Raw genomic sequence first — 20,031 nt, 5'->3', positions numbered from 1 at the left:
TACTATTGTTTTTATTATATTTTATCCGTCTTCATTACCTCATTTGCGACCCGGAGACCCTTGTTCGTAATCCCTCGCAGACCGAAACGAAGCGGGTTTTGCCAATCCGCTATCGCCCCTTCGCCCACCTCTTGCGTAGGAACGAGACTAACAGAAATTCTGTTGCGATTTCTGCTAATTTGCCGCAATTTCTACTGATATAATTTTAATATTCATCAAAACGGGAACGATTCTTGATGTATTCCAACAATCTTTCCCTCGATGCCGTTGATTATCGAATCCTCAAGGCGCTGTCGGAAGATGGGCGGGCGTCCGATGTGTCGGTGGGTGAACAGATCAACCTGTCCAGCACGGCGGTCGCGCGGCGGCGACGAATCATGGAGGATGCTGGGGTGATTGATGGCTATACCGCCCGCCTCAACTTGCGCGCGCTGGGTTTCAGCGGGGTGGTGATGGTGATGATCGAATTGGTGTCGCAGGCCGAAAATGTCCTGAACGAATTTGAAAAGGAGGTGGTCAAATGTCCCTCCGTCTCCTTTTGCGGCTTCGTGTCGGGGGACACAGATTTCATGCTGATGATTCATGTCAGCTCGCTCGACGAATATGATTCCATCTATCGCAAGGAATTGTCGATCTTGCCCCATGTCGCAAAGATCAGGAGCAGCATCATCCTGCGGGAAGTTGCGCGCCGCGCCAATGTGCCGATCCTGTTCGAACGGCCCACGGCAGGATCGCGATAGCGGATTGCCGCGCGTCGCGCGTTTGACGGGTGCGGGGGATCATACCGGTCGCCCATCGCGGGGAGTCGCACATGGCTGAACGGGGTCCATATTCAGTTTCACGCGCACGTCGCCGGGCAGTCCATGCCGCGACCGGGGCGCTGGCGCTGATCGCGCTTGGTGACATGGCGGGCGCGGCACCGGCTGGACCGGCGTTGGCGGGCAGCGCCGCCGCGACAACCCGGATGGACGGCTTCATTCCGCTGCGCTGGGACGCGGCGAAGGGTCGGGTGTTGATGGAAATTCCCGCCTTCGACCAGGATATTCTCTATTATGTCTCGGCGGCGACGGGCGGCGGATCGGTCGAACTGCCGCTGGACCGGGGCGTCATGTACAGCGCGGTCATCCGTTTCCAGCAGGCCGGAGCGAAGGTGCTCGTGACGGAAATCAATCAGGATTACCGCTCGCTGGGCGGCGATGGCGCGCACGCGCAGGGCGTTGCGGACTCCTTCCCCACCTCGGTACTGGCGGCGTTGCCGATCGAATCCAACGCGGGTGGCAAGGTGGTGGTGGACGCCACAGCCCTATTCATGCGTGACGCGGCCAATATCGAATCTACGCTCAAGCGCGCCAATCAGGGGACATATAAGTTCGACGCCGCGCGCAGCAGCTTCTACCCCGCCCGGATCAAGGCTTTCCCCGACAATAGCGAGATCGAGACGGTCTCCACCTTCGCTGGCGACGCCCCCGGCGCGCTGGTCCGCAACACCACGCCCGATCCGCGCGCCATGACGATGCGGATACATCACAGCTTCCTGCGCGCGCCGGTCGGCTATACCCCGCGCGCGGGCGATCCGCGCATCGGCGTCAGCACGATGAAGTTCCACGATTATTCCAGGCCGTTCAGCGAAGGCCCGGAAACCGAATGGATCACGCGCTGGCGACTGGAAAAGAAGCATCCGTCCGCCGCGATGAGCGAGCCGGTCAAGCCCATCACCTTCTATTTCGACCCTGCCATTCCCGGCCCGATCCGCCATGCGATGAAGGCTGGCCTGCTATGGTGGAACAAGGCGTTCGAAGCGGCAGGGTTCGTTAATGCGATCCGTGCGGAGGATGCGCCGGTCGACATGGACCCGATGGACATACGCTATGCCTATGTCCTGTGGATCAACCGTGACGAGCGGGGTTTCTCGAGCGGCGGCACCTATCGCGATCCACGCACGGGAGAGATCATCGGGTCAAAAACGCGGATGGACACGCACCGCATCCGCACGATAGGCAATTATTGGGACGCCTATATGGGCGGATTGCCCGCCGACGGCAGCGGCGTGACGGTGGCCGATCCCAGCCTGCTGACGCCCGGCGCCATGGCCGACATGCCTGCGGGACAACGTGACATGGTGCTGCTGCGCCAGGCGCTGCTGACCGCGCATGAATTGGGGCACGCATTCGGTTTCGGGCATAATTTCGCCTCCAGCCTGAACGACCGGGCGTCGGTGATGGAATATCCCACGCCCCGCGTGAAGGTCGTGGACGGCAGGCTGGACCTCAGCGAATCCTTCCAGAAGCAGATCGGCGCCTATGACATGGCGATGGCGCGCTATGCCTACAGCGTCTTTCCGGCAGCGCAGGAAAAGGCGGGCCTGAACGGCGTGATCGCGGACATGCGCGGTCAGGGGCTTCTCTATGTGCCGGATACTGATCCGCGCTGGACCTGGTATGACGACCGGGCGACGCCGACCGAAAATCTGGCCGAAGCGATGGCGGCGCGCAAGATAATGATCGACCATTATGGTCCCGACATGCTGCTGCCCGGCGAACCGATCGGGTCGCTGCGCAACACGCGGCTGTGGATGGCCTATCTGCACCATCGCTATGCGATCGAATCCGGTCTCAAATATGTCGGCGGCCTGTATGAGAATATCGTCGTGAAGGGCGAGACGATCCCGCCGACGGAGTTCGTGCCCGCAACCCTGCAGCGCGATGTGCTGGCTTTGCTGATGGACGCGATCGAACCGGCCAACATGACCCTGCCCGAAACGCTGCTGGCGCAATTGACGCCCGATCCGGGCAATAATCTGGAAGACCTGTCCAGCGACGACGCCTTCGACCAGCTCAAGGCCGCCCGGATATTGTCGGCGCTGGTGCTGGAACCTCTGTTCGAAGGCAAGCGGGCGACGCGGATGATTGCCTTGGCCGCGCGCACGCCCGACACACTGACGCTGCCCGAAATGGTGGATGCGGTGATGGCGCATAGCTGGCGTGCGCCGCGCGACGCCGATGCGCAGGGACGGGCGTTTCGTCGGGTGACGCAGCGGGTGGCGCTGGAATCGATGATGATCCTGAGTGCAGACACGACCGCTTCGGCCGAGGCACGCGCCTATATTACCGAACGACTTGTCCAGCTTGCGGACGACCTAAAGACGCGCAAGGATACTGACCCGATCACGACGGCCCATTACCGGCAAGCCGCCCGCGACATCGGGCTTTATCTGGAAGACCCGGTCGCCCATACGCCCAAATCCTCTTCCTCGCCCTGGGGCAAGGGGCCGCGCTCGCGCTTCCCGATGCCGCCAGGCCCCCCGCTCGGCGGCTGAGGCTCAGGTCGCGCGGGCAGTTGCGATGCGTTTGTCCAGATCGCTTCGGGCGCTGTCCATCGCTGGATCGTAGCACGCCTTATAGTCGCGTTTTTTCGTAGAGTTCGCGCGCGCTGTTGATCTCACAAACCTGCTTGAGAGCATAGCGTATGCGGCTCGCGGCGCGGTCCACGGCGCGATCGTGACGCAGGTTCAGGTCCGCTAGCGCTACGGTGACGCTGCGCGTTACGCCGCGATATTCGCCCGTCACCAGCATGACGTTGCCGCCTGACCGCGCAGGTGCGGCCATTGGCAGCAGGAGCGCGACCAGAGCCGCGCCCATCAGGGGTTTCTTCAACATCCTCTCATCCTCTTTTGATCGCCTCTTCGGGCCTCATTTAGATAGGCTTTCCGGTGAACAAAGGGAAGGAGTAAACCCCGAAAGTAGAGGATTCTGCCTAGCGTTCGAACCGACTGACCGTGAAGAGGCCAATCGACCAGACTTGGCCGTACCCATCCTGGCTATCCGGCTTCCTTAGCGGCGATGGCTTTCAAAGGATGCGTGCCGACCTTCGCAAAAACTGCGATGAAATATGGGTGGTTGATTATTCCCCCTACGGTCGCCAGCCATGTTTCATTGGATCAGATCGCAATTGCCAGTGAGTTACAACATTGCTGGTCCCGTGAAGGCGGGAGAGGGCTAAGGGGGGCGGCGCTCGATAGTTTTCCGATCGCCCACGCCGCCGCCTCCGCCACCACGGGATCATCATCCGCGACCAGCGCTTCCAGCCGCCCTCGCAACCGCGCGTCCCCGCTATTGCCCGCTGCGATGGCGGCGTTGCGGACCAGGCGGTTGCGGCCGATGCGTTTGATGGGGGAGCCGGAGAAGAGTTCGCGGAAGTCGGCATCGTCGAGCGCGAGCAGATCGGCGAGTTCGGGCGCGGCGAGTTCGGCGCGGCCGAGGAAGGCGCGGTTGGCGGCGGCGGCGTCGGCGAATTTGTTCCAGGGGCAGACCGCCAGGCAATCGTCGCAGCCATAGATGCGGTTGCCCATCCCGGCGCGCAGATCGTGCGGAATCGGCCCTTTATGTTCGATCGTCAGATAGGAGATGCAGCGGCGCGCATCGACGACATAGGGCGAGGGGAAGGCGTCGGTCGGACAGGCGGTCAGGCAGGCGGTGCAACTGCCGCAATGGTCGCGTTCCGCGCTGTCGGGAGCCAGCGTAAGTTCGGTGTAGATGGCGCCCAGGAACAGCCAACTGCCATGGTCGCGGCTGACGAGATTGCTATGCTTGCCCTGCCAGCCGAGCCCTGCGCCCTGGGCCAGCGGCTTTTCCATGACCGGCGCTGTATCCACGAACACCTTGAGGGCGCCTGGCTGTTGATCGACCAGCCAGCGGGCCAACGCTTTCAGCGCCTTTTTGACGACGTCGTGATAATCCTTGCCCTGCGCATAGACCGAAATGCGGGCGCGGTCGGGCACATCGGCGAGCGCCAGCGGATCGCGCCCCGGCGCATAGCTCATGCCCAGCATGATGACGCTGCGCACGTCCGGCCACAGCCCCTGGGGCGAGCCGCGTTGTTCGGCCCGTTCCTCCATCCACAACATGTCGCCATGATGGCCAGCGTCGAGCCATTGGCGCAGCCGCTCGGCACTTTGCGGGGCGGCATCGGCGGGCGCTATGCGGCAGATGGCGAAGCCCAATTGCGCGGCCTGACCCTTTAGCCGGTCTTCCAAGGTTTCGGTTTGCACGGCCACGGGTCCAGACTATCACAAGGGCATGAACGGCGACACTCCGGGCCTTGCTCCCGCTCCAGCCTATGCCCTGGAAGGCCATGGCCTTGTCAAGACATTCGGCAGCTTCCGCGCGGTCGACGGGGTCGACATCGCCGTGCCTGCGGGCACCATCTATGGCGTGCTTGGCCCCAATGGCGCGGGCAAGACGACGCTGTTGCGCACCTTGCTCGGCATCATCGATCCCGATGAGGGGCATCGTCGCCTGCTGGGCGCGGACCAGCCACTGCGCATGGCGCGGCAGGTCGGCTATCTGCCCGAAGAACGCGGGCTCTATCCCTCGATGAAGGCCTATGAGGCGATCGCCTTCATGGGGGCGCTGCGCGGGCTGCCGTTGCGGCAGGGGCGGGTGCGGGCGCGCGATATGCTGGAGGGTCATGGCATGGGCGCGGCGATCAACAAGCCGATCCGGCAATTGTCCAAGGGGATGGCGCAGACGGTGCAATTGTTCGGCACCATCATCCACGAGCCGCGGCTGATCGTGCTGGACGAGCCCTTTTCCGGGCTGGATGCGATCAACCAGGAGAAGTTGGAGCGGCTGATCCGGGAGCAGGCGCAGCAGGGTGTCACCGTGCTGTTTTCCACCCATGTCATCGCCCATGCCGAACGATTGTGCGAGCGGGTTGCGATCGTCGCGGGCGGGCGCATCCGGTTCGAGGGCACGGTGGACGATGCGCGCGCGCAGTTGCGGTCGCAGGTGCGGTTGCGCACGCGGGCGCGCGAAGGCGCGTGGCGGGCGGCATTGCCCGGCGATGCGACTCAGGAGGAAGGGGCGTGGCATTTCGCGCTGCCCGATGGCGGGATCGAGCCGTTGCTCCGCGCGCTGCTGGATGGCGATGCAGGCATCGAGAGCCTGTCGATCGAACGGCCGGGGCTGCATGATGCGTTCGTGGCGATTGCGGGTGCGGCGGCGGCGCAACAGATGCGCGATGATGCCGAGCGGGAGGCTTTAGTATGAAGAAGGTTGGGGCATGAGGGAGATGTGGCGCGCTGCTCTGGTGATCGCGCGGCGGGATTTCACCGCTGTCGTCCTGTCCCGCACCTTCATCCTGTTTCTGTTGGGACCGTTGCTGCCGATCCTGATCGGCATGGTGTTTGCCGGGTTCACCGACAAGATTTCGAGTACCGATTTGCGTCCTGTGGTCGGCATTGCCATGCCCGCGAGCGAGGCGGCGCGGCTGGAACGCGCGCATGATCGGCTGACCGAGCGGATGGGGGATCAGGCGCTGGTGCGGGTGCGGCGGGTGCCGATGACGCCTGCGCCGCGCGTGCAACTGGCGCGGGCGGATTCGGCGGTGGTGGCGATCCTGTCGGGCACGGTCGCGCGGCCGGTGCTGACCGGCAAGGCGGAAGATCTGGACCGGTTGCAGGGCGACCTCAGCCTGATCGCGAGTGCGGCGCAGGCGGAAAATACGCTGCGCATGGTGCAGGTGCAGCGCGAGGAAGTCGCCACGAGCAATGGCGCGCAGGCGCAGGGGCGGTTGCAGATCGGCCGCGTGGCGCAGATCGTGATGTTTTTCCTGACGATCCTGCTGGCGGGGATGATCCTGTCCAATCTGGTCGAGGAAAAGACCAACAAGATCATCGAGATATTGGCGGCGGCCGTGCCGATCGACGCGATTTTCTTAGGGAAGCTGATGGCGATGCTGGCGATGAGCTTCGTCGGTATCGCCTTCTGGGGCGGGACGGCCTTTGCGATCTTCCTCGCGCTGGGCGGCAATGGCGCCGCGGTGCCGGTGCCGGCGGTCGGCTGGCCGGTGTTCCTGGCTCTGGCGGTCATTTATTTCGCGATGGCCTATACGCTGCTCGGCTCGCTGTTCTTAGGCATCGGTGCGCAGGCGGCGACGGTGCGCGAGGTGCAGACGCTCAACATGCCCGTCACCATGGGGCAGATGATGATCTTCTTCTTCGCCAGCTACGCCATCGACCATATGGGCAAGGCACCGGAAATTGCCGCCGCGATTTTCCCGTTCAGCTCCCCCTTCACCATGATCGCGCGCGCGGCGCAGGATGATGCGCTGTGGCCGCATCTGTTGGCGATCGTCTGGCAGGCCCTGTTCGTAGCGCTGATCATCCGGGTCGGCGTGCTGCTGTTCCGCCGCCATGTGATGCAGTCGGGCGGGCGCTGGTGGAAACAGTTGTTCAGCTTCGACAGGCTAGGGTGGATAGGATTGCGGGATGAACAGACGACATCTTCTTGCCGGAATGGCGACCGGCGCGGTGGCCTTGGGCTTTTGGCGATTGGGCCTTGATGAGGCCGAAGCGGCCTATCCCTTTGCGCTGACCGATGCGCAATGGCGCCAGCGCCTGTCGCCTCTCGCCTATAATGTCCTGCGCAAACAGGCGACGGAGCACCCCTTCACCAGTCCGTTGGACAAGGAAAAGCGCGCGGGCGTCTTTGCCTGTGCGGGTTGCGACCAGAAACTGTTCAGTTCCAAGACTAAGTTCGACAGCCGCACGGGCTGGCCGAGCTTCTACGCGCCCCTGCCCAAGGCGGTGGGCACGAGTCGCGACTTCGACTTGGGCTATCCGCGCACCGAGGTTCATTGCGCGCGCTGCGGCGGGCATCTGGGCCATGTGTTCGATGACGGGCCAAGGCCGACGGGCAAACGTTATTGCATGAACGGCGTGGCGATGCGCTTCATTCCGGCCTGATGCGGTAGAGGCGCACCGGTCCGGTCATGGGGATCGGTTCCAGCCAGGCGGGCGGCGCGTCCTTTGCCAGCAGGGCGGCGAGGCCTGCAGGGTTCGTCCTGGCATAGACCCGAAATTCGCTCAGGCTTTCACAGGCGATCAGATAGGTGGCGCGGGTGCGGGTTATGATCGCGCGGGCCTGATCGGGCGGATCGACGAAACCTGCAATGACGGTGGTGATCCCGACGGCATTGCGATGATGCGCGGTGCCGATGACGCTGTGGCCGGTCCGGGCGAGAATGTCCGGGCCAAGGTCGAGCGGCGCGAACAGGGTGGCTGGCGGCAGCGCGCGGAGGGGAAGGAGACTGGCGGCGGCGCGGCAATCGGCACCCGCCGTCTCGGGCGGCTTGGGGCTGGACGCGACGCTGGCCCACAAGGCAGACAGGCCTGCGGGGGTCAACACCACCAGCGCCACCGATCCGGCGACGCGCGCCAGCATGTGGCGCGAAGCCTGGATGCGCCGGAGCAGGGCGATCAACAGCCAGGCAATGCCGGGCAGGGCAAAGACATGGGCGACCGACAAGGCGCGCATCACGAGCATCGCGACGCCCATCGTGCCGAGCAATAGCAAGGCGAGGGTGAACCAGCGCATCCGCGCTTCGCCCTGCGCCGCGCGCGCCGCCAGCAGCGCGGCACCGACGCCGAGCAGAGGGGGGAGCAGGATGACGCCGCCCATCGACAGGCTCTGTTCCCAGATCGGGCGGCCCTCCATCACCTGAAGATACCATAGCTTATAGGCGAGCGGCCCGAGCGCCGCGAAGGGATCGCCCGACAGGCAGGGGCCGCCGGTCAGGGCAAAGGTCGCCAGCGCCGCGCCGCCGCCGATCGCAGCGATGGCGAAGCGGCGGGGCGCGGTGGCCGCGCCGATCAGCCGGGCGGCCGCGAGCGTGGTGATCGCCAGCGCGACCAGTGGCCAGACATAGACGGAGGACAGCGCGTCGCAATGGCGGGCGAAAGCGGCGTTCGGCCCGCGTAACAGGCCTAGCAGGGGCAGCGCTGCGAAGCCCAGGGTGAGGGCGAAGGCGAAGAAGCGGGGCGCCTGATCGCGGGCGATCCAGTGGCGCAGTGCGAAGGTGGCACCGAACAGCGCGACATAGGGGAGGCTTTCGCTCGAAATCTGGAGCCAGAGCGCCAGCGCCAGAGCGGCGATGATGCCGCCGCGCATGGGCCTGTCATCGACCGCGCCGCACAGGGCGAGCGTGGCGAGCAGGATCTGCCAACCATGATGGTCGATCCGCAAGGGGCTGAACTGCACCAATATGCTGGGCGCGGTCAGCAGCAGGGCGACGGCGAGCAGGGCGGGAATGACCCCGGCCATCCGCCGCGTCGCGACGAATGTCGCTGCGGTCAAGCCACCGAGCAGCAACAGCGGCACGATGGCGCAGGCCCATATTTCCGCCTGAAGGGTGCCGAAAAGGGGCGTGAAGAGCAGGATCAGCGCGGCGACCGGCAGATCGACGATGCGCGACCAGTGCATCGGGCCGCCGAGCGGCGGGTTCACCCGATGCTGGGACACGTCCCAAAAGGCCTGCCCGCCGATCCAGTCGCGGATCTGCACCAGCCGCATGGCATCGTCGGGATCGCGGAAGCCGAGCGTGGCGATGTTGCTGCGGTACAGCCACAGCATCGCCGCGCTGCACAGCAGCCAGCCGAGCAACGCCAGCAGCGCCGCCCGGTGGCGATCAGGCGCGGCCGAAGACGGCATAGCTGCGGATCGCATAGACGGTGAGGAAGCTGACCGGGATGGAAACGAGCTTGGCGAGCGCCGGGGCGAGGCCGAGCGCGCTGAGGCCACCGACAAGGAGCAGGGTGAGGCCCATGCCGAGCAGCGCGCTCGCGACGAAGCCTGCGCGCTGGGCATGGGTCGGCCCCGTGCCGGTGTCGAAGACGAAGCGGATGCTGATGATCCAGTGGACCAGCAGCCCCCCGGCATAGCCGCCAAAGGCCGCGAACAAAGGCGGTGCCCCCCAGTGGTCCAGCGCCAGGAACAGCACCATGTCGCTCGCCAGCGCGCAGATACTGGCGAGCAGATAGCGGGCAAAGGTGACGCGCGCGACCAGCAGGGCCAAGGCGCGCAGCCGGTCGATCACGGAATCAGGCGGCCTTGAGCCGTGATGGTACGGCGCGGGTGCTGGCGAGTGCGGCCTGCGCGTCCGCATCAGCTCCACCGATCTGGCCCTCATCGCCCGCCTCATGATATTCGGCGTCTTCATTGACCGACCAGACGTCATGGACGCGCGCGCCCGCGACGATATTGCGGACGGTGAGCATCGCCGTCATCATCGCATGATCCTGATTATTATAGCGGTGCATGCCGTTGCGGCCGACCATGTGCAGCGTGGGATAGCGCGTTTCGAGTTCGCTGCGCATCGCCAGCACATTGGCGGCATAGGCGTCGTCATAGACGGGATAGGCCTTTTCCTGCCGCACCACCGCGCCGCCCACGACATCGTCGGGGTTACAAAGGCCCAGCAGCGCCATTTCCTTTGTCGCCAGCGCGATCAGATCGGTGTCGGTCGAGGACCACAGGCCGTCGCCTTCGAAACAGAAATATTCAAGGCCGACGCAGGCGAGCGTCGGGTCGGGCACCATTTCCGGCGACCAGCTGCGGAAATTCTGGATGCGGCCGACCTGCACCTTGCTGTCGTGGATGTAGATCCAGTTGTCGGGGAAGATATCCTCGCCCTTCACCATCAAAGCGACGGTCAGGAAATCGCGATATTTGAGGTCCATCGCTTGCGGTAGCGTCGCGGGCAGCGGATGGATGCGGGCCGCCAGTTCGCGCATCGGTGCGGAGGAAATGACATGGGCGGCGGTGATGACGACATCGCCCTGCGGCCCTTCGGCCACCAGTCGCCAGCCGTCGGTGCCCGGTTCCTGTTCCAGCCGCTTGAAGCTGTGCGCCATCAACACCTGATTGCCGCCTTTGACCACACGGTCGCGCGCGGCGTCCCACATCATGCCGGGGCCAAGGCGCGGATAGCGGAAGGTTTCGAGCAGCGTCTTGGTCGCCATGCCGTCATTGGGCTTTTTGTTGAGGCCGAGCGAGCGTTTGAGGCCATCGACCACCGCGCCCCACAGCGACAGGCCCTTGATGCGTTGCGCCGCCCAGTCGGCCGACATTTCGTCGCACGGCATGCCCCATACTTTTTCGGTGTAGGTCTTGAAGAAGATGGAGAAGAGCTTGTGGCCAAAGGCGTTGACGGTCCAATCCTGAAAGGAGCGGACGTTGCGGTTGGGGAAGAGCCGCGCCTTGGCGAAGCTCGCCATGCACAGGGTCGATCGCCAGATGCCCAGATTCCACAGCGCCTCGAACGCGCGGAGCGGATAGCTGTAGAATTTGCCCTCATAATAGATGCGGCTCATCCGGGGACGCTGGATGAAGTCGTCGGGCAATATCTCGTTCCACAGGTCGACCACCTGCTGCGATTTGGAAAAGAAGCGATGGCCGCCAATGTCGAAGCGGAAGCCGTCCAGTTCGACCGTGCGGCTGATGCCGCCGACATAGACGGGGTCTTTTTCGATCACCGTCACGCTATAGCCCTGCTTGGTCAGCAGATAGGCGGCGGTCAGGCCCGCCGGGCCAGCGCCGATGATGGCGACGTCCACGCTTTGGTCGATACGCGGCATGACAGGCAATTCCCCCGATGGTCTTTCGTCGTATCGGGAGTGAAGGAAATCCTCTAAGGACTGGTTAACAGGCGGTAATCATCGCACCGGGATGATGGCCTCATGACAAAGGGCCGCCCCGCTGGTGCGGAACGGCCCTTTGCAGTCCCCTTCGTGCGGGGGGAAGCGACAAGCGGCACTCAGATCTGGCGCTGGGCCATGTTGCTGAGGTCGCTGCGCGCACCGTCCATGGCCTGGCCAAAGCAGGTGCGATAATCGTCGGTCACGGGCAGGATCGACCCGTTCACGAAGCCGCACACCTGCTTGGCCGCGCGGGTCACCCGCGAATCGGCACGACGCATGTCGCGGCTCTTGGCCAGATTGAGATCCGCCACCGATACGGCTACCGAACGGGTTTCCGTGCCCGCATGGCCGTCGACGATCACATCCATGTCGTTGCTGCCCGCGCTGGCCACACCGGGCAGCGCAAGGGCGATCGTGGCGGCGAATGCCACCAGTGTTTTCTTATTCATCCTAATCTCCTGTCGAACATTATTTTTTCAGCCCCACATCTGCATGGATATAGGGTCACGCTGTAAATAAGCCTCGCCGGTGCGGTTGAAAAGGGGCCAGTTGACAAAAAGTGGCGGAAAACCGTTATTTTGCGGGTGCGAAGGCTTTGTCTTCGCACCCGTGTCATGGCTTTGTGAACAGGCTTCGCCTATTCGTGCATTTTTCGACGCTTAATGCCGGAAGTGGCGCATGCCGGTGAAGACCATGGCGAGGCCCGCTTCGTTGGCGGCGGCGATGACCTCGTCGTCGCGGATCGATCCGCCCGGCTGGATGACGGCGGTCGCCCCCGCCTCGACCGCGGCCAGCAGGCCATCGGCGAAGGGGAAGAAGGCGTCGGACGCCACCGCCGAGCCGATCGTGCGCGCTTCGGCCCAGCCTGCCTTTTCGGCGGCATCCCGGGCCTTCCAGGCGGCGATACGCGCGGATTCGAGGCGGTTCATCTGGCCAGCGCCGACGCCTGCGGTGCTGCCGTCCTTGGCATAGACGATGGCGTTGGACTTCACATGCTTGGCCACGGTCCAGGCGAACAGGCAGTCGGCCAGTTCCTGGTCGGTCGGGGCGCGCTTGGTCACGACCTTGAGCGCGTCGCGCGTCACCTGGCCATTATCGCGGCTCTGCACCAACAGGCCGCCCGCGATGCTCTTGAGCTGCAGGCCCGGCCGCGCCGGATCGGGCAGGTCGCCGGTCAGCAGCAAGCGCAGGTTCTTCTTCTTGGCGAAGATCGCGCGCGCGGCATCATCGGCATCGGGCGCGGCGACGACTTCAGTGAAGATGCCGCTGATCGCTTCGGCGGTGGGGCCATCGAGCGGGCGGTTGACGGCGATGATGCCGCCAAAGGCCGACACGCTGTCGCAGGCCAGCGCCGCTTCATAGGCTTCGATCAGGGTCGCGCCGGTGGCGACGCCGCAGGGGTTGGCATGCTTGACGATGACCACGGTCGGCGGGCCGTCGCGAAATTCGCTGACCAGCTCCAGCGCGGCGTCGGCGTCGTTATAATTATTGTAGGACAGTTCCTTGCCCTGAATCTGGGTCGCCTGGGCAATGCCGTTCGCCGATGGGCTGGTCGGCAGATAGAGGGCGGCGGACTGGTGCGGGTTTTCGCCGTAGCGCAGCGTGGTGCCAAGCGTGCTGGCAACAGCGAGTGTTTCGGGGAAAGTGACGCCCTGATCGGCGAAGGCGAACCAGCTGGCGATCATCGAATCATAGGCCGCAGTTGCGGCATAGGCCTTGGCCGCCAGCATACGGCGGAAATCATAGCTGGTCGCGCCGCCCTTTTCGTCCATTTCGGTGATCAGGCGGGCATAGTCGGCGGGATCAGTGACGATCGCCACGCTTTCATGATTCTTCGCGGCGGAGCGGACCATCGAGGGGCCGCCAATGTCGATATTCTCGATGATCTCATCGCGCGCGGCCCCCTTGGCCACGGTCGCGGCGAAGGGGTAGAGATTGACGACGACGAGGTCGATCGCACCGATTGCATGTTCGTCCATCGACGCGACATGCTCTGGATTGTTGCGCACCGCGAGCAGGCCGCCATGCACCTTGGGGTGCAGCGTCTTGACGCGGCCGTCCATCATTTCGGGAAAGCCGGTCAGGTCGGAAATGTCCATGACGGTCAGGCCCGCGTCGCGCAGCGCCTTGGCGGTGCCGCCGGTCGACACCAGCTCGACGCCATGCTTGCCCAGCGCCTGCCCCAGTTCGATGAGCCCCGCTTTGTCCGATACGGACAGGAGGGCGCGCTTGATGGGATAGTCGGTCATGGCGGGGCTTTCTGGGTTGCGGGTCGGACGGATGCGTTCGGGCAGGCCTTTAGGCGCGTAGGCCACAAAAATACAGGGCTTAGTCGGCGGTCAGGGCCCGCACCCGATCGCCGATCATCGCCAGGTCCGCGACGAAGCGCGCTTGCTCTTCCGCCCGTCGGTCTTCGTCGGGCAGGCGCAGCACATAGCTGGGGTGGACCGTCACCCAGCCTTCCGCGCCGTCTTCCAGCGGGATGGCGGCACCGCGCGTCCCGCTGATCGTCACTGCCTTGCCCAGCATCGCGCGCGCGGCGGTCGCGCCCAGCGCGACGATGATGCGGGGGCGCAGGATTGCGCGCTCCTGATCCAGCCACCAGCGGCAGGCCTGCACCTCGCCCGCGACCGGGGTCTGGTGGATGCGGCGCTTGCCGCGCTGTTCATATTTGAAATGTTTGACGGCATTGGTGACATAGGCCTGGGCGCGATCGACGCCCGCCTGTGCCAGCGCATCATCGAACAATTGCCCGGCGGGGCCGACGAAGGGGCGACCGGCCAGATCCTCCTGATCGCCCGGCTGTTCGCCGATGAACATCAGCGGCGCGGTGAGCGGGCCTTCGCCGAATACCGTCTGGGTCGCATGTTGATGCAACGGGCAGCGAGTGCAGGCCATGGCTTCGGCGCGCAAGGCATCCCAAGCGGTCGCGCTGTTGCTTGCGCGCTTGGGCGGGGTCGGGACGGTGGCGATCATCGCGGCCTCGCGCTGCTGCGCCCCGGCGATCAGGTCGGGAATCAGCGCGGCTTCGGGCAGGTTGCGCCAATATTTCTTGGGCATTTCCGACAGCATCGCGCCGGTCTTCAGCCGGGCCGGGTTGAAGATGGCGGCATAATAGCCCTTCCACAGCGCCTCGACCGGGTCGCCCTGCGGCGCGTCGGCGCGGCTGGCGCCGGGGCCTTCGCGCAATGTCGTGCCGTCCCAATGAATGCTGACATCGGGCGTCAGGATCGACCAGTGCATGGTGGCGAAGCGGCGCATGAAGAAACCGGCATTGGCGCGCACGATATGATGATCCGGCTCGAACCAGGCGACGAAGCGGGGGCCGTCGGCATCCGCCATCTCGCGGAAGCGGACGAAGGCGCGCATCTTGTGAATGTCGCGCCGCACCGACTTGGCGAGTGCCTGCACCCGCCCCAGCATCGGGTCGGCGCTGTCCTCCATCGTCCCCGGCCGCGCGCGCACGCGGCACAGCAGGGCGTAGAGAAAGGCGAAGCGGCTGGGGTCGCTGTGCAGGATCGCGCTCTCGGCCAGCGAGACGAAGCTGCGCGGGACGGAAAAAGCGCTGCTTTTGTTGTCGGGCGGGAGCGGGGCGTCGCCGAACAGGTCGCCCGGCGCATCCCCGACCTGCCACACGACATCGGCGGGATCGACGCCCGCCATCGCCAGCCGCCGCGCCGCCGACCGCCAACCGTCCATATCATCGGGCGCGGTCAGGGCGACGCGGTGCATGGTGTCTCGCTTATTCCTCTGCCTGGGCGCGTTCCAGTTCGGCGGGCTTGCGCTTGGCGAACAGCGCGCCGAGCTTCTCTTCCTCTTCCGCCGTCAGATCCTTGGCGGCGGTCGGGAACATCTCTTCCTCTTCCTCCTCGATATGATGGAGGTAGCGCTTCTTCATGTCGCGAATGTCTTGCGCCAGGCTTCGCCGTTGAATTTCAGCCCGTCCAGTTCTTCGAGATAATCGTCGATTTCCTTATGTTCGGACACGCTATGCTGCGCATCTTCGCGCAGGTCCGGGCGCGACAACATGGTGGCGTAGAGGGTTTCTTCCTCGGCCGCAGCGTGGGCGGTCACTTCGACGGCAAATTGCGCGAATAATTTTTCGAGCTGGTCGTCGCTCTCCGCCTTGGCCATCTTCTCGAAAAGCTGGCGATGCGCGTCATGATCCTGTTTCAGGCGATCGAAAATATTGGTGTCGGCCATGCTGATTCCTCCCTGGTTCGAAGGATCACAACGACGCGAACGGCAATTGGCTCCCGCCGATCCGCCTTCAGCCGAACAGGGCGCGGAAAATGATGGCGACGGGCACCCACAAAGCGGCACCGACAAGGCTGGCGGCCCATAATTGCATCACATCGCGGCGAAAGCGGAGGGCAAGGCCGCTGCGCGACAGGCTGCTGTGGTCGAGCATCTGCCAGCGCCGCTCCAGCCCGCGCGCGGCGATCGCATAGCCGCCGATCGCGATGATGACGCCCAGGTGCAGGACGAGCGACCCGCCCATCTTCGCGACGATGAAAATCTGCAACAGGCAGAAGACCACCAGCGCCGCCGCCAGATGGCTGCTGATCCGCTTCGCAAAGCCGCCGCTGCGGCCCATTGCCTGATTGTCGAACATCGTCGCCAAGACCCGACCCCCTGAATGACGGAAAGCTGAAGAATTCCACGATCGCGACTCGGAAGCAACCGGAAAAGTCGCGGTTAGACAAAGAGTTCGAGCTGGCTGGCGGGTGGCGTCATGCGGGCGCGCAGATCGGCGCGGTCAATGAGCGCCACCGGACGCCAATCCGCCGTCACCAGAAAGGGCCGCAGCTTCTTGATCGAGGTCGTCATCCGCGCAACATCATCAAGCCGCAGGCGGCGATGGCGGCGGCTGGCGAGGATGCGATCGACCGCCTTGACCCCCAGCCCCGGCACCCGCAGCAGCGCCTCACGCGGGGCGCGATTAACATCGACCGGAAAGATGGCGCGATGGTTGAGCGCCCAGGCGAGCTTGGGATCGATGTCGAGCGGCAGGCAACCGGTTGCCGCGTCGGTCGCCGCCGCCACTTCGCTCGCGTCATAGCCATAGAAGCGCATCATCCAGTCGGACTGGTAGAGCCGATGTTCGCGCATCAGCGGCGGGCGTTTGAGCGGCAGCACGGCGCTGGGCGAGGGGATGGGCGAAAAGGCGCTATAATAGACGCGGCGCAACCGGTGGCGGTCATAGAGGCTGCTCGCCCGCGTGATGATCGCCCGATCGTCGGCGGCGTCCGCGCCGACGATCATCTGGGTGGACTGGCCCGCAGGCGCGAAGCGCGGGGCATGGCGATATTTGCGGCGCGCGTCGCCGCTGTCCTCCATTTCGGTGCGCATCTGGCCCATCGCGCCTTCGATCCGGGCACCGTCCTTTTCCGGCGCAAGCCGCTTGAGCCCGCTTTCGGTCGGCAGCTCGACATTGATCGACAGCCGGTCGGCATGCAGCCCCGCCTGCCGCATCAAGCCGGGGTCGGCATCGGGGATGGTCTTCAAATGGATATAGCCGCGAAAATCATGATCCTCGCGCAGCGATCGGGCCACCTCGACCATCTGCTCCATCGTATAGTCGGACGAGCGGATGATGCCGGAGGAGAGGAACAGCCCCTCGATATAATTGCGGCGGTAGAAGCTGAGCGTCAGGTCCACCACCTCCTTGGCGGTGAAGCGGGCGCGGCGCACATCGCTCGACTTGCGGTTGATGCAATAATGGCAGTCGAAGATGCAGCTGTTGGTCAGCAATATCTTGAGCAGCGAGATGCAGCGGCCATCGGGCGCATAGGCGTGGCAAATGCCCATGCCCTCGGTCGAGCCGATGCCCTTGCCCCCGCGCGAATCCCGTTTCGATGTGCCGGACGAGGCGCAGGAGGCGTCATATTTGGCCGCGTCGGCGAGGATTTCGAGCTTCTGACGGGTGGACATCTGGACCATAGTGTTCGTGCTATGTTCCTTTTAGGGACAAGTCCAGCGTTTCAGAGGCTTATGCCCTTTAGACCAAGCCCAGCTTCGCCAGTTCGTGCAGCATTGCAGGGGGCATGGCATCGCGGGCATCGACTTCGCCATCGGCCAAGTCCGGCGGCGCGTCCTTGTCCTCCAGATAGCGCCAGCCTGATGCGCGCGTTTGGGGGCGGCGCGCACCGGGATCAGCCGGGGTTCGAGCCGGACCCAGTGGCGACCCTGTCCCGTTTCCTCGAAGCCCAGGATCGGGCTGCGGCCGACGAGCATATGCGCGTGGATCCAGTAGAGCGATCCGCCCGCCATTTCCTCGACCCGCTTGGGCAGATAGCGGGTGGTGATCCGCGCTTCGCCGGGCTGGCTTTCCAGCCAGGCGCGCAAGGTAGCGGGGCTTTCGCTGCGAAAAGCGATCTTGGTGATGTGCAGCGGCATGGTCGCGATCTGGGGACGGTGCGCCGCGGCGTCAACGCAGGAAGAGCGTGGCGAGCCCAAGGAAGGTGAAAAAGCCCAGCGAATCCGTCATCATCGTCACGAACACGGCGGAGGATACCGCCGGATCGACATTGTTGCGTTCCAGCGTGACCGGCACCAGCACGCCGGCAAGCCCCGCGACCATATTGTTAGTCAGGATCGCCGCGCCGAAGACGAGCGACAGGTCGAGCCGTCCATAAATCACATAGGAGCCGATCGCGATCAGCGTGCCGAGCGTCGCGCCATTGGTGGCGGCAATGCGGAATTCCCGGCCGATCATGCGCGCGGTGTTGGAACTGGTCAGCTGATTGGTGGCGAGTGCGCGGACGACCACGGCCAGCGTCTGCGTCCCCGCATTGCCGCCCATGCCCGACACGATGCCCATCAGCGCGGCGAGCATGGCGAAGCGTTCGATCGTCCCTTCGAACAGGCCGACGACCGACGCGGCCAGCATTGCCGTGCCCAGATTGACGACCAGCCAGATCAGGCGCGCGCGCACCGTCATCAGGATCGGTTCGTTGATGTCGCCTTCGCCCGCGCCCGACAGGCGCAATATATCCTCGCCCGCTTCTTCGGAAATGATGTGGACGACGTCATCGACCGTGATCATGCCGACCAGCCGCCCGCCGGAATCGACAACGGCGGCCGAGATCAGCGCATATTTCTGGAAGCGAAGCGCGACTTCCTCCTGGTCCATGTCGACCGTGATCAGCGTCTGTTCGCGCTTCATCAGGTCGGCCATCGCGACCGAACGGGGGCAGGTGAGGATCCAGCTCAACTGGCAATAGCCGACCGGCCGATGCATCGCATCGACGACGTAGATTTCCCAGAAATCGGTGGTCAGGTCGCCATGATCGCGCAGATAGTCGATCACCTGGCCGACGGTCATATGTTCGGGCACGGCGACCAGGTCGCGCTGCATCAGGCGCCCGGCGGATTCTTCCGGGTAGGACAGCGCGCTTTCGATCGCGGCGCGGTCTTCGGGGTCGAGTGCGTCGAGGACGGCCTGCTGGTCGGCATCGTCCATATCCTCGATCATCGCGACGGCATCGTCGGTGTCGAGTTCGGCCGCGAACCCTGCCACCTGTTCAGGCGCAAGATCGCCGATCAGGTCGTCGCGGACATAGTCGTTCAGCTCGGACAGCACTTCCGCACCGACCAGATCGCCCAGCGCTGCCGCCACCGCGCCGCGCCGGTCGGCGGGCGTGAGTTCGAGCAGATCGGCAATATCGGCGGGGTGCAGCGGCGAGACGAGATCGCGCGCCCGCTCGGCATCGCCATCCTCCACCGCGTCCAGCACGGCGGTCACATATTCGGGTCTCAGCCGGTCATCCTCGTCATGACGGGATTCGGCCTGATCGATCGCGGTCGCGTCGATCAGTTCTTCATCGGGCCGGGCATTGGCCATATCGCCGCGATCGCTCATGGCGCGCGCTACTGTCCGGTTCCTGTAACATGGGGGTGCTTTCGCTTATGCTCGGCACAATTGCAATGGGGCGGCGGCAATGAACGGCTTCTCCACAACAATCTTCCATCCCCTTTGATAGCCTCTATATGGGGGCCACTACCCCTTCCCCGGCAAGAGAGGATCATCATGGCCGAAGAAACACTTACCCTCGCCCTCGACAGTGGCGGCGACGTCGTCATCAAGCTGCGGCCCGACCTGGCCCCTGGCCATGTCGAGCGCATCACCACGCTGGCCAAGGACGGCTTTTACGATGGCGTCGTGTTCCACCGCGTCATCGCCGGCTTCATGGCGCAGGGCGGCGATCCGACCGGCACCGGCATGGGCGGGTCCAAGCTGCCCGACATCAAGGCCGAATTCAGCCGTCAGCCGCACGTGCGTGGCGTCTGCTCGATGGCGCGCTCGTCCAACCCCAACAGCGCCAACAGCCAGTTCTTCATCTGCTTCGACGACGCGACCTTCCTCGACGGCCAATATACCGTCTGGGGCGAAGTGACGTCGGGCATGGAGCATGTCGACGCCCTGCCCAAGGGCGAGCCGCCGCGCACGCCGGGCAAGATCGTCACGGCGACCGTCGCCTGACTTGACCTGCCGTTCGCTTCGGGAAGGTCGAAAGGCCCGCCTTCTGGCGGCTTTCGACCTGCTCGAAGCG

Annotated in this window: 17 protein-coding genes and 2 pseudogenes; 6 read left to right on the top strand and 13 right to left on the bottom strand. The window is 64.5% G+C overall.

Annotated elements, in window-relative coordinates:
- The first annotated feature begins 236 nt into the window (after positions 1-236).
- Together BF95_RS14990 and BF95_RS14985 are read left to right on the top strand one after the other, a co-directional pair.
- Positions 237-740 (top strand): Lrp/AsnC family transcriptional regulator, encoded by a 504-nt coding sequence (locus BF95_RS14990; protein WP_043152210.1) that lies wholly within the window; start codon positions 237-239, stop codon positions 738-740.
- A gap of 71 nt (positions 741-811) precedes the next feature.
- Positions 812-3,316, top strand: coding sequence for a zinc-dependent metalloprotease (locus BF95_RS14985; protein ID WP_043152209.1), 2,505 nt, complete (start codon positions 812-814; stop codon positions 3,314-3,316).
- Between the two features lie 79 nt (positions 3,317-3,395).
- Here BF95_RS14985 and BF95_RS14980 read toward each other — a convergent pair whose 3' ends face one another.
- On the bottom strand, positions 3,396-3,656 hold the full coding sequence (locus BF95_RS14980; RefSeq protein WP_051520040.1) for a UrcA family protein: 261 nt from the start codon (positions 3,654-3,656) through the stop codon (positions 3,396-3,398).
- A 281-nt stretch (positions 3,657-3,937) separates the two neighbouring features.
- Positions 3,938-5,032, bottom strand: coding sequence for a tRNA epoxyqueuosine(34) reductase QueG (gene queG, locus BF95_RS14975; protein WP_081764177.1), 1,095 nt, complete (start codon positions 5,030-5,032; stop codon positions 3,938-3,940).
- Positions 5,033-5,075: 43 nt separating this feature from the next.
- On the opposite strand from queG, the gene BF95_RS14970 reads away from it, so the two are divergent.
- The 3 genes from BF95_RS14970 to msrB are packed head-to-tail and all read left to right on the top strand — an operon-like array spanning position 5,076 to position 7,744.
- Positions 5,076-6,047, top strand: a complete 972-nt coding sequence (locus BF95_RS14970; protein ID WP_043152208.1) for an ABC transporter ATP-binding protein — start codon at positions 5,076-5,078, stop codon at positions 6,045-6,047.
- A 13-nt stretch (positions 6,048-6,060) separates the two neighbouring features.
- A complete protein-coding gene (locus BF95_RS14965; RefSeq protein WP_200866975.1) occupies positions 6,061-7,341 on the top strand; it encodes an ABC transporter permease in 1,281 nt (426 codons plus the stop codon).
- Positions 7,268-7,744, top strand: coding sequence for a peptide-methionine (R)-S-oxide reductase MsrB (gene msrB / locus BF95_RS14960; protein ID WP_043152207.1), 477 nt, complete (start codon positions 7,268-7,270; stop codon positions 7,742-7,744). The genes BF95_RS14965 and msrB overlap by 74 nt, the downstream gene beginning before the upstream one ends.
- Here the strand turns inward: msrB and BF95_RS14955 are convergent.
- The 11 genes and pseudogenes from BF95_RS14955 to mgtE form a co-directional block, all read right to left on the bottom strand.
- The gene (locus BF95_RS14955; protein ID WP_043152206.1) at positions 7,731-9,488 is read right to left on the bottom strand and encodes a hypothetical protein; all 1,758 of its coding nucleotides are present in this window, start codon (positions 9,486-9,488) and stop codon (positions 7,731-7,733) included. The two genes, msrB and BF95_RS14955, sit on opposite strands and share 14 nt — an antisense overlap.
- Positions 9,466-9,873: a GtrA family protein gene (locus tag BF95_RS14950; protein WP_235209768.1), complete on the bottom strand. Its 408-nt coding sequence runs from the start codon at positions 9,871-9,873 to the stop codon at positions 9,466-9,468. Before BF95_RS14950 ends, BF95_RS14955 begins: the two co-directional genes overlap by 23 nt.
- A gap of 4 nt (positions 9,874-9,877) precedes the next feature.
- A complete protein-coding gene (locus BF95_RS14945) occupies positions 9,878-11,413 on the bottom strand; it encodes an NAD(P)/FAD-dependent oxidoreductase (RefSeq protein ID WP_043152205.1) in 1,536 nt (511 codons plus the stop codon).
- Between the two features lie 179 nt (positions 11,414-11,592).
- Positions 11,593-11,925: a UrcA family protein gene (locus BF95_RS14940; RefSeq protein ID WP_043152204.1), complete on the bottom strand. Its 333-nt coding sequence runs from the start codon at positions 11,923-11,925 to the stop codon at positions 11,593-11,595.
- Positions 11,926-12,135: 210 nt separating this feature from the next.
- On the bottom strand, positions 12,136-13,725 hold the full coding sequence (gene purH, locus BF95_RS14935) for a bifunctional phosphoribosylaminoimidazolecarboxamide formyltransferase/IMP cyclohydrolase (RefSeq protein ID WP_043152203.1): 1,590 nt from the start codon (positions 13,723-13,725) through the stop codon (positions 12,136-12,138).
- Between the two features lie 79 nt (positions 13,726-13,804).
- Positions 13,805-15,208 carry a UdgX family uracil-DNA binding protein gene (locus BF95_RS14930; RefSeq protein ID WP_043152201.1) on the bottom strand — a complete coding sequence of 468 codons (1,404 nt, stop codon included), beginning with the start codon at positions 15,206-15,208 and terminating at the stop codon, positions 13,805-13,807.
- A 10-nt stretch (positions 15,209-15,218) separates the two neighbouring features.
- Positions 15,219-15,679 (bottom strand): annotated as a pseudogene (locus tag BF95_RS14925) (hemerythrin domain-containing protein).
- A gap of 67 nt (positions 15,680-15,746) precedes the next feature.
- On the bottom strand, positions 15,747-16,100 hold the full coding sequence (locus BF95_RS14920) for a hypothetical protein (RefSeq protein ID WP_043152200.1): 354 nt from the start codon (positions 16,098-16,100) through the stop codon (positions 15,747-15,749).
- Positions 16,101-16,174: 74 nt separating this feature from the next.
- A complete protein-coding gene (locus tag BF95_RS14915) occupies positions 16,175-17,419 on the bottom strand; it encodes a putative DNA modification/repair radical SAM protein (RefSeq protein ID WP_043152199.1) in 1,245 nt (414 codons plus the stop codon).
- A 121-nt stretch (positions 17,420-17,540) separates the two neighbouring features.
- A pseudogene (locus tag BF95_RS14910) lies at positions 17,541-17,875 on the bottom strand (DUF1489 family protein); the annotation flags it as partial.
- A gap of 31 nt (positions 17,876-17,906) precedes the next feature.
- Positions 17,907-19,340, bottom strand: a complete 1,434-nt coding sequence (mgtE, locus tag BF95_RS14905) for a magnesium transporter (protein ID WP_043152198.1) — start codon at positions 19,338-19,340, stop codon at positions 17,907-17,909.
- A 168-nt stretch (positions 19,341-19,508) separates the two neighbouring features.
- Between mgtE and BF95_RS14900 the strand changes: the two genes are divergently transcribed.
- The gene (locus BF95_RS14900) at positions 19,509-19,961 is read left to right on the top strand and encodes a peptidylprolyl isomerase (RefSeq protein ID WP_043152197.1); all 453 of its coding nucleotides are present in this window, start codon (positions 19,509-19,511) and stop codon (positions 19,959-19,961) included.
- The last annotated feature ends 70 nt before the right edge of the window (positions 19,962-20,031 follow it).

The sequence above is a fragment of the Sphingobium sp. Ant17 genome (genome assembly GCF_000588875.1).
Classification (GTDB): Bacteria; Pseudomonadota; Alphaproteobacteria; order Sphingomonadales; family Sphingomonadaceae; genus Sphingobium.
This window is presented reverse-complemented; position numbering and strand designations above follow the sequence as displayed.